Raw genomic sequence first — 10,518 nt, forward strand, 5'->3', positions numbered from 1 at the left:
CTCTATCCCAATGGGTATGAGGTACAATGAATGCTTTATAGGGCTTTTTATTAATAGTAACCACTATAATTTCCCCCTTTTTTTCTTTTTATAAGGAATATTTATAAAATCTTCGTAGAATATAGCCATTCTGACAGTCTTTTATTACACCGAAAAATAAAAAATCCAACAATGTCCACATTTTTTTAACTATAGACTTCTGGTTTATTAAAGGTACTTTCCTGTTCGAGCGAAAACCAATTGAAATCACCAATCCAATCGATAAGCACAAAATGTCCAAAAAAGTAGAAATTTCTATTCCTGGAATAACTAAGGTTTTTGATAAATATTTCTATTTGACTAATTCACAATACTTTCAATGCCTTATTAATTTTATCGGCAACTTGTTCAATTTCTTTATCATTTGAAAGTATTGAAATTCCAAAACCAGCGCCAATACCTGGATCGACAACGCCTATGCTAATGTTCACTGCCCTTCCAAGTATTTCGTCAGTTTTAGGCAACATATGTTTATTATATTCTATTTCTTGTCCATACCTTTCACAAACAAAAGGACATTGATACTCCGTGACTGTTTTTTTATTTAATATCTGTTCCATATTATTATACACGTGCCATCCTGAATAAGAGAGAGTCTTTACATCCATTTCAGCAGCGAATTTATCTGCTGTTCCTTTCTCATTAAAAAGCAAGGTTAATATTGTTGCAATTTCACCTTCATCATTTATTTTTCTAAATTTCAATTTTTTATTTACTGAAATGGCATTCTTTAATTTTCTTTTTTTATCACGAAGTATGGATATAATATTGTCTGTCTTTCTTAACTGGGCTAAAGCTACGGCTCCGGTGAGCTCATTAATTCTTAAATTCATACCGATTAAACTCCTACTTCCAATCTCTAATCCCATTCTATTTGGTTTATGGCCTTGATCATGAAATCCAAAGGTGCGTTCATATAATTCATCATCATCGGTAATTACAACACCACCATCACCAGTAGTAATGGTTTTATTTATATTTAATGAAAAAGCTCCAATATCACCGATTGTACCAACCTTTTCCCCTTTATAAGTTGCACCGAAAGCTTGACAGCAGTCTTCAATCACATAAAGGTGGTGTTCATTTGCAATCTCCATAATACTATCCATATCACACGGATTACCAAGCATATTAACAGGCATAATCGCTTTTGTTCTTTTAGTAATTTTTTTTCTAATATCTTCCGGGTCAATATTTAAAGATTCGTCAATTTCTGCCAAAACAGGAATGGCATTGGCGTAGATAATCGATGAAATTGAAGCAATAAATGTATAACCTGGCACTATAACTTCATCTCCCGGACCGATACCCAAAGCCGCAAGGCTTGTTATAAGAGCACCGGTACCACCATTTACCGCTACTGCATGACGTGATCCGACATATTTCTCAAATTCCCTTTCGAATGTTACTACTTTATGTTTAAATCGAGGGTCATCTTCCTTGCCATACCTGGATAAATACCCAGACTCCATTACATCTAATAACTCTTTCCTTTCTTCCTCTCCGAAAAAATATGCACCTGGCCCAGCCATATCATTACCCCCTAAATACTATTCTTCTCATCATTATCGTACTATAATCCAAACTCATAAGTTCTCCAGTTTCCCGAATATTTAATCTTAGTAAAAAAATTAATATATCCACGATGCTATGCCTATAAACAAAGGATAGCTAAAATAGAACTAACGGTCAATAAAGATTTGATCCAATTTCATCTTATCAAACATAGGAAGATAAAAGAAGATATTTCTTTTACCATTTGGAATTGTTCTGAATTATTTTTATTATAATTATCATTCGGTCCCATATTTAAATGACACTTATAAAATAATATGCTATACTATCCAACAGAAATAACCAAGAAAATAAATAAATTATAAAATAAAATCATCTGATCGAACACTTCAAAACTCAAGATAAAATATCCAAAAAAAAACAATCAGTCTTAGAAATATATAAAATAATATTTATATAAAAAAGGAGGAAGATATAGAATGATTAATCGATCAAGAATCAGCCTTAACAGAATCATTTATCCAAAATTAGGCTTAAAAGATTTCTTTAAATTTACTAAAGATTTGGATTTAAATAAAATTGAATTACGCAATGACCTTCCCGGAGGAAAGATAATTGATGACTATACGGCAGAGCAACTAAAAGAACTCTCCAAAAAATATGGAGTGGAAATATTAACCATCAATGCCCTCCAAAAATTTAATTTAGCCGCAATTCTACCAGAGTCCATAAAGGAATTAAAAAAATTAATTAATCTTTCACAATCTATCGGCTGCAAAGCAATTGTATTATGCCCAAACAATGATGTTAATGATAAAAGGAGTTCAGAAGAAATTTTCAAAGAAACCGTATTAGCTTTAAAATCTTTTGCTCTCTTGTTTAAAGATAGCGGCATGCAAGGCTATTTAGAGCCCTTGGGATTTAAAGAATGTTCTCTTCGATCTATGGTTACGGCAATGAAAGCTATTCGGGAATCAGGTTATCCGGTCTATAAAATTGTTCATGACACCTTCCATCACCATATAGGCCCTGATACCTTGGATACTATTAAAAATGATTATGATATATCTTATACCGGATTAGTCCACATCTCCGGAGTAGAATCTAATATTCTCGCTGAAGAATATAGAGATAATCATCGTGTTTTAGTCTCGGAAAAAGATAAACTTCAAACCAAGGAGCAGATAACATTACTTCTCAAGCTTGGTTATTCGGGAAATATTTCTTTTGAACCTTTTTCCAAGGTTATACAAGATATGGAAATTGAAAGTTTAAAATCAGCTATCGACCATAGTATAGAATATTTAGGATGATCTTTACCTTTACGACCAGATCTTGAAATATAACAGTTAGATATTACATTGTAAGACTTAACCCTTTATTATCCACTCGATATGTCTATTTGAATTATCATCAAGGTATTCAAGCAAAAATTAAAATAAGCATTATTTAATCTCATAATGTCGCCATTGATTTTATTGTCACACCTACCCTATTTATTAAATTTAAAAATGTATATTCATTCTCTAAAAATTGGGATGTATCCTTTGACATCCTTCACTGGGTTTTTATTTGCCAAAAACTTTAATTGCTTGTTTCATTTTGCCAATCACATCTACTTCAAATGGGCAACGTCTCATACAAATGCCGCATTCAGTACATTTTGAAATATCATCTGATAACCCTTTAAAATTTTCTCGACTTAATCTAATTCTGCCAGGATAATATGAATCAAGTTTGGATTTAATCTTTATATTGTTTTCTGTAATTATATCTAATTTATTTATAACTTTACCAATATCAATCCCTTCAGGACAAGGGAGACAATGATTACAATATACACAATTACCATGTAAATCCTGTTGGGATTCAGCAATAATTGCACTATAATCTTTTTCCTTGTTGGATGCTTCAAGATATTTAAGAGTTTCTTTTAATTCTTTTACATTTTTTACGCCAGGGACTACTGTTGAAATCGCTTTATGAGAAAGAATGTAATTTAGTGCTTGAACCGTGGTTATATATTTTGAATTTCGTTTTTGAAATATTCTACCCCCGGCATAGGGTTTCATTGCCACCAGACCAATGGAGTTTTTTGAGCAAATTTCGAGGATATCTTTTCTTCCAGGTACAAAATCCCAGGCAATATTAATGGGAAACATTAACACATCAACATACCCTGTATCTATTGTGGCTTTCACTGCCGGGACTTTATGACCACTTATTCCTATAAAACGAACTTTTCCCTCTTTTTTAAGCCTGAGTGCAAACTCCATAATTCCATCAGTTTTTGTAATATCTTTATGGGAGGCCATTTCATTTACCATTTGAATAAAGACAATATCTACATAATCTGTGTGTAACCTTTTTAGAAGATCATTAAAAAGCATTTCATTTTCTTTTACCTCTCTGGACAATCGATATTGACCATTAGTCTCAGAGCAACAAATATGTCCTGCAATAATTACCTTGCTTCTGTATTCTTTTAAAACATAGCCAAGATTATCTCTATATTCTTTGAAAGCAAAAACAATATCAAAATAATTTACCCCTCTTTCAATAGCTTCACATATAACTGAATAAACTATTCTACTTGATTTTTTGTTTAGGTGTTCTGTTCCCAAACCGATTTTAGAAACATTTAGTCCTGTTTTTCCAAGTTTGCGACATTTCATTTTTTAAAATTCCTTTTAATTTTTAAAGCCATAATTTCACCTAACGGAATCGCATCAAGGAAGCGGTTCTTTGTCACCCTTTTATCCTTCCTGATTTAATCCACTTTTTTATTATCTCTCTCCTCTTTTCTTCCAGGACGACTCAAGTAATTTTGAACTAGTACAACCGTTGTCAGAATTCATGTTTTTCAAAATAAATATTTTTTTTACTTATTCTATTATATCAAATAAATAGGAAAAATGTGTAAAACCTGTGGAAAAATACCTTCTTGAAAGCCTTATATAATAGGGGTTTCAAGGAATAATCTCATAGACGCTCTCAGACGCATAATTTTAAAAAATAGGTACTTTTACCCCTTAAAAATGGTACTTTTTTAACTAAAATTCTCTCATCTCAAAATCTTAAAATGGCTATTTATAATGGTTTCATGGTTTCGAAGAGGTAAAAATAGGCTAAAAATGGGGGTCGTAATTGCTAATTTTTCGAAAATTGAGGCACGTTTAAAGGCGTTCTTCCCAGTTTAGAGATCGGCTAACGGCTTTTTTCCAGCCTTTATATAATGTTTCTTTTGTTTTTTCATCCATATTAGGAGAAAATTCTTTTTCTATTTTCCATTTTTGAGCAATCTCCTCTTTATTTTTCCAATAACCAACCGCTAAACCAGAAAGGTATGCTGCGCCCAGAGCAGTAGTCTCTGCAATTTTAGGTCTTATTACCGGGACTCCCAGAATGTCAGATTGGAATTGCATTAAAAAGTTATCTCTAACTGCTCCGCCATCCACTTTTAATTTTTTCAAATAAATCCCTGAATCTTTCTGGATAACTTCCAGGATATCACGGCTTTGATAAGCAATTGATTCCAGTGCCGCTCTCATTATATGTTCTTTCTTTGCCCCCCTGGTCAATCCTACAATGATACCCCGAGCATACATATCCCAGTAAGGAGCACCAAGACCCACAAAGGCAGGGACTAAATAAACCCCATTCGTATCTTTAACTTTTAGCGCATATTTTTCAATTTCATTAGAATTTTTTATCAAGCCCATTTCATCTCTTAACCATTGGACTACTGCTCTGCCGATAAAGATACTCCCTTCTAAGGCATATTCCACTTTACCATTAATTCCCCAGGCAATAGTAGTCAAAAGACCATTTTTTGAGGAAACGATTTTTTCCCCGGTATTCATCAAGACAAAACATCCGGTTCCATAGGTATTTTTGGCCATACCCGATTCATAACAGACCTGTCCGAAAAGAGCGGCTTGTTGATCTCCGGCATCTCCGGAGATAGGAATTTCTGCTCCGAATATCTCTTTATCTGAGCTTCCATAAATATAACTCGAGGGTAGAACTTTAGGGAGCATCTCTCGGGGAATATTCAGTTCTCCTAATATCTCCTCGTCCCAATCCAAATTATGAATATTAAATATCATGGTTCGCGAAGCATTAGAATAATCGGTAATATGAACTTTCCCTTCGGTTAAATTCCAGATAAGCCAGCTATCTACTGTACCAAAAAGAATTTCTCCTTTTTGAGCTTTTTCTCTGGCTCCATCTACATGATCTAAAATCCATTTAATCTTGGTACCGGAAAAATAGGCGTCAACCACCAGTCCGGTCTTTTTTTGGATAACCTCTGCCATCCCTTTCTTCTTCAGTTGGTCGCAGATAGGAGCAGTCCTTCGGCATTGCCATACGATCGCATTATAAACCGGTTTACCTGTTTTTTTATCCCAGACTATAGTAGCCTCCCTCTGATTAGTTATACCAAGTGCAACTATATCTCCCGCTTTTAGGTCAGCTTTATCTAAAGCAGCTTTTGCCACTTCTATCTGGGAAGACCAAATTTCTATAGGGTTATGTTCTACCCAGCCAGGTTTTGGATAAATCTGTCTAAATTCCTTACTGGCAGTACTTACTATCGTTCCATTATGATTAAAGATGATCGCTCGAGAACTGGTAGTCCCCTGATCCAGAGCTATGACATATTTTGCCACCTTAACACCTCCTAATATTTCCTTATCACCTGAACTCCAAAACTTTGGCTCCCTCAGCAGGTGAGGTTATGTATATGTCCGGTGTGATACCGATATTTTTTCTATATTCCTGTACAATCGTTTTTTTAAAGGCATCAACATGTTCTTTTTTTAATAGGTTTACCGTACAACCTCCAAAGCCCGCACCTGTCATCCTCGACCCCAAGACTCCTTCTTGTTTTAAAGCTAAATCAACCAGAAAGTCCAATTCCTTACAACTCACCTCATAATCATCCTTAAGACTTTTATGGGATTCTATCATAAGTTGACCAAAGATAGGATAGTTCTTCATTCTTAAAGCCTGTACCGCAGTTTGAACTCTATCATTTTCTGAAAGCACATGCCTGGATCTTCGGGCAATAACCTCCGGTAATTGGCTCTGGTATATTTTATATTCGTCTATGGTAATATCTCTTAAGCTTCGTATCTCGCGGTTTAATTTATGTTTAAAAAAATCAACAGCTCTTTTACATTCTTCTCTTCTTTTGTTATATTCAGAATTAACCAACCCTCTTTGAACTTTGGAATTGCAGATTACTATCTGATAATTGTGATCTTTAAAAGGGACTAGCTCATATTCATTGCTCCTACAATCAATAAAAAGAGCATAATTTTTTTGGCCTAAACAAGAAACATATTGATCCATAATTCCACAAGATACACCTACAAAATTGTTTTCTGCTCTCCGACAGAGATGAGCCATTTCAATCGGTTTCATTTCCCTTAAATTTAATTTAGTTATAGTTAAGGCAGTTACTACCTCTAAGGCAGCAGAAGAACTCAAGCCCGCTCTCTGAGGAATATCACTGGTAAAAATAAGATTTGCTCCTTGCAAAGAATAACCTGCTTTTTGTATTTCGTCTGCCACACCCATTAAGTAATTTACCCAGATATCTTTCTGGGAAGGAGATAAATTATCCAAAGAAAATTTATCTCCAGCTTGAAAACCAAGATCAAAAACTTGAACCAATCGATCATTCCTCAATTGTCCCAGCATAATAATCTTTTTTCCAATCGCCATGGGCAGAACAAATCCCTCATTATAATCCGTATGTTCACCAATTAAATTAACTCTACCGGGGGCAGAAAAGGCTCCTTTAGTTAAACCGGTATCAGCAAATTTTTCGCTAAATATCTTCCAAAGCTTATTTATATTTTGCACCGAAATCTCCTCTAATAACAAACTACTCCTTCAGGTGGCGTATTCCTTAGTTCTTGAGCCTTTTCTTCGGGTAAGCAATTATTAATAAAAGTACCAGCCCCTATTTCACTCCCAGCTAAATATTTAAGTTTATCTTTTGTGCGATAAGGGGGATAGAATTCAATATGAAAATGAGAATATTCTTTGCCTGTTCCATTGCTTGGCTGCTGATGAATAGACATGATGTAAGGAAAGACAAAACCAAAAAGATTATCGAATTTCATTGATATTGTTTTGAAAATTGCTGCTAAATCAATTTCATCCTTTTCGGAAAAATCATTAAAAGAAGAAAGGTGTTGATTGGCATAAATATGAATCTCATAAGTATAAGAAGCAGAAAAAGGAACGAATGCAGTAAAAGAATCATTACTAATAATAATTCGCCTGCTATCTTCTTTTTCTTCTTTTAAGTTCTTACAGAAGAGACATTCCCCCTCTTTTTCAAAATACTCTTTACTGGAACTTAGCTCCTGTTCGATAACGGGCGGAATAAAAGGGTAAGCATATATCTGGCCATGAGGATGATGAAGAGTCACCCCTACTTCTTCTCCTTTATTTTCAAAAATGAAGACATAATCGATAAAATCTTTATCCCCTAACTCCCGATAGCGATCTCTCCATACCTTTACCAGCTTAATATAGCGATCTAAGGGTTTTTGCGACATAATCCCATCATGGTCAGAAGTAAATAGAACTACCTCACAAATTCCCTGGGCTTTACCATGTTTAAAAAATTTAGAGTCTTCCTCGTTTGCTTCCGGCGAATCTTGTCTTAAAGAAGGAAATTTATTTTCAAAAACTACGATATCATAATCTTCGGCCGGTACTTCCGTAGATAAGCCTCCCTTTTTTGTAGGGCAGAGAGGGCAATAATCCTTCGGAGGTTTATAAGTCCTGTTCTGTCGATGAGTGGCTATTATTATCCATTGTTTCAGAATGGGATTCCATCTCAGTTCTAACATCCCTGCCTTCCTCTTTCCTTTCGCTAAAAGTATAATAAATTAAATAACGGCCATCACCTTTTATAATCCTTTTTTTGCGTATTTCCAAAAAATCACCTCATAAAAACTAGTTTCAAGCCATTTTTCATTAATTATTATTCTCTCTTCGTACCGATACTCAGGTAATTGGCGATGTTGGCATTGGTATCAATATGAAATTTAATCTTCTTACTGGTGGATGAAGTTAGGAGAGTTGCTACTCCGGGACCATGACCCGCTATCACACAATCACTGTGAACCACTATCCCCACAGAAACTGCCCCTTCTCTATAGCTTCTTCCAAAACTATTATCTGCATCTTTAATTACGACAATATCTCCAAATCTGATTTGATCTAATTTATATTTTTCTACCATCTTTTTATCGGCTGTGGTAATATCATAATCACCACTAGCCACACTGGCGGAACCTAATCCGGAGCCCATCAGTTTTGCTGGAATCTCACAAGTAACTGGAACATCAATATTGCCATTGCCTACCTCTTTTATATTCAACTTTTCTAATAAAGAAGGATCCAAGTTAAAAATTTTTATCTCGGGATAATCTAATAATTTCAGTCCTTGTCCGTAGGCTTTAATCAAGATCTTATCCCCGACACAAAGTTTCTCCAGGGTTTCCTGGTCAAAATCGATCAATACATGTTCAATTCCCCCGTGATGACCGGTGACGACTCCCAATGCACCCTTAGCCTCTCCGCTTACTACCCGCGCTTGATTCCCCATGCAGGCTAAAATATTGTAAGCGCAATTAGGGCCTTCATCTCTTTTTTCTTCGTTCACCACCGTAGAAACTCCGGGTTCTACATGGTCGGCCTCCCATCCAAAAGCAAAATCACCAACTTTGATATTATAAGTTATGCCACCTACTCCGGGCAGTGTCACCGGTTTACCGTCGTAAGTAATCCTATAGGGTCCTCTGCTTACCGGATAACTCACTCTTCCCTGAATAGAAATCATTACTAACCTGTCTTTATTGGTTCTTAACATATACTGTCACCTTCCTTTTAAATTTATTTAATATTTAAGGATATTATTTTCTCTATGTTCACTTTTAATCCTCGATAAGCCAAAGACTCCCATTATTATTATACCAAATCCAGCTATTTGATAAAAGTTTGGGATTTCTTTTAATATTAATCGGGCTAAGGCAATAGAAAAAGTAGGATATACGGAAACTAAAGTTGTAGCCTTGGATAAATTTAATCGCTTGATAGCTTCATACCAAATAGAATAGTGTAAAGCAAAACCGATAATTCCCTGGAATAACAATATTAACAAAACGCTCCTGACTCCTAATTTATCATACTGATTGATCCCCTTTGCGCTGCTAAGGATCAATAGAAAAACCCCTCCATACAAAGTTCTTGCTGTAGCTATTAACATCGGGTTAACCTCTTTATGATTAGTCATCAATCTTTTGCTGAAAAAATGAGCTATCTGCCAGCAAAGTGGGGTCAATAATACCAATAAATCTCCCCAGTTAAAAATAAATTTTGCCCGGTATACTACTACCAGAGTGCCCAGCATAATTATCGCGGTAAAAAATATTTGCTTTGGAGTAATTTTTTCATTTAATAATAAATAGCCGATCAATATGGCATATAAGGGTTCTATCTGCAAGAGGATAGAGGAATTAATTCCACTGGTTAGAGTAACTCCGAAGAAGAAACAGATATTAGAAAGAGTAATGCCAAAAAAACCGATTAATAAAAAGTAGAAAAAATATCTTTTATCAATTAATATTCCCCAGTTACCTTTAATTATAGCTATCTTAAGCAGAAAAATCCCAGCTATCAAGCTGCTGAAGGTAGCAAAGAACAAGGGATTGATTATTCCTGTGCCATACTTAATGATAATGGGCAAAGCTCCGGCAATGAAAATAGTAATGATAACACAAATGATTCCTTCTTTTTCTTGCTTTTCCAATATGTTTGCTCCAATTAAAATAGTCGTTGCGGGTTCGATGAATCGAACCCCTACCTCTCACTTCTGGCTTCTGAATTCCGGTTTCTTCGCTATATTCTACATTTATATACTGATACATTCTACAC

Annotated in this window: 8 protein-coding genes; 1 reads left to right on the top strand and 7 read right to left on the bottom strand. The window is 34.9% G+C overall.

From position 1 onward, the window contains the following. Positions 1 to 344 precede the first annotated feature (344 nt). The gene (locus tag ENO17_01785; GenBank protein ID HER23775.1) at positions 345 to 1,571 is read right to left on the bottom strand and encodes a DegT/DnrJ/EryC1/StrS family aminotransferase; all 1,227 of its coding nucleotides are present in this window, start codon (positions 1,569 to 1,571) and stop codon (positions 345 to 347) included. A 462-nt stretch (positions 1,572 to 2,033) separates the two neighbouring features. On the opposite strand from ENO17_01785, the gene ENO17_01790 reads away from it, so the two are divergent. After that, entirely contained in the window at positions 2,034 to 2,867 is an 834-nt protein-coding gene (locus ENO17_01790; protein HER23776.1) for a xylose isomerase, read from the top strand. Between the two features lie 255 nt (positions 2,868 to 3,122). On the opposite strand, the gene ENO17_01795 is transcribed toward ENO17_01790, so the two are convergent. The 6 genes from ENO17_01795 to ENO17_01820 all read right to left on the bottom strand — a co-directional run bounded on the left by ENO17_01795 (position 3,123) and on the right by ENO17_01820 (position 10,393). Beyond that, positions 3,123 to 4,229, bottom strand: a complete 1,107-nt coding sequence (locus tag ENO17_01795) for a hypothetical protein (GenBank protein HER23777.1) — start codon at positions 4,227 to 4,229, stop codon at positions 3,123 to 3,125. Positions 4,230 to 4,730: 501 nt separating this feature from the next. Then, entirely contained in the window at positions 4,731 to 6,227 is a 1,497-nt protein-coding gene (glpK, locus tag ENO17_01800; GenBank protein HER23778.1) for a glycerol kinase, read from the bottom strand. Positions 6,228 to 6,252: 25 nt separating this feature from the next. After that, a complete protein-coding gene (locus tag ENO17_01805) occupies positions 6,253 to 7,428 on the bottom strand; it encodes a galactokinase (protein ID HER23779.1) in 1,176 nt (391 codons plus the stop codon). Between the two features lie 11 nt (positions 7,429 to 7,439). Beyond that, positions 7,440 to 8,429 carry a galactose-1-phosphate uridylyltransferase gene (galT, locus tag ENO17_01810; GenBank protein ID HER23780.1) on the bottom strand — a complete coding sequence of 330 codons (990 nt, stop codon included), beginning with the start codon at positions 8,427 to 8,429 and terminating at the stop codon, positions 7,440 to 7,442. A 134-nt stretch (positions 8,430 to 8,563) separates the two neighbouring features. Then, a complete protein-coding gene (locus ENO17_01815) occupies positions 8,564 to 9,454 on the bottom strand; it encodes a DUF4438 domain-containing protein (protein ID HER23781.1) in 891 nt (296 codons plus the stop codon). A gap of 27 nt (positions 9,455 to 9,481) precedes the next feature. After that, positions 9,482 to 10,393, bottom strand: coding sequence for a DMT family transporter (locus ENO17_01820; protein ID HER23782.1), 912 nt, complete (start codon positions 10,391 to 10,393; stop codon positions 9,482 to 9,484). Positions 10,394 to 10,518: the final 125 nt, after the last annotated feature.

It is taken from the genome of Candidatus Atribacteria bacterium, assembly GCA_011056645.1.
Classification (GTDB): Bacteria; Atribacterota; Phoenicimicrobiia; order Phoenicimicrobiales; family Phoenicimicrobiaceae; genus Sediminicultor; species Sediminicultor quartus.

Excerpts from the sequence above, each read along its gene's own strand:
- ENO17_01785 (HER23775.1), bottom strand. The coding sequence starts at position 1,571 with ATGGCTGGGCCAGGTGCATATTTTTTCGGAGAGGAAGAAAGGAAAGAG.
- ENO17_01790 (HER23776.1), top strand. The coding sequence starts at position 2,034 with ATGATTAATCGATCAAGAATCAGCCTTAACAGAATCATTTATCCAAAA.
- ENO17_01795 (HER23777.1), bottom strand. The coding sequence starts at position 4,229 with ATGAAATGTCGCAAACTTGGAAAAACAGGACTAAATGTTTCTAAAATC.
- galT (HER23780.1), bottom strand. The coding sequence starts at position 8,429 with ATGTTAGAACTGAGATGGAATCCCATTCTGAAACAATGGATAATAATA.
- ENO17_01815 (HER23781.1), bottom strand. The coding sequence starts at position 9,454 with ATGTTAAGAACCAATAAAGACAGGTTAGTAATGATTTCTATTCAGGGA.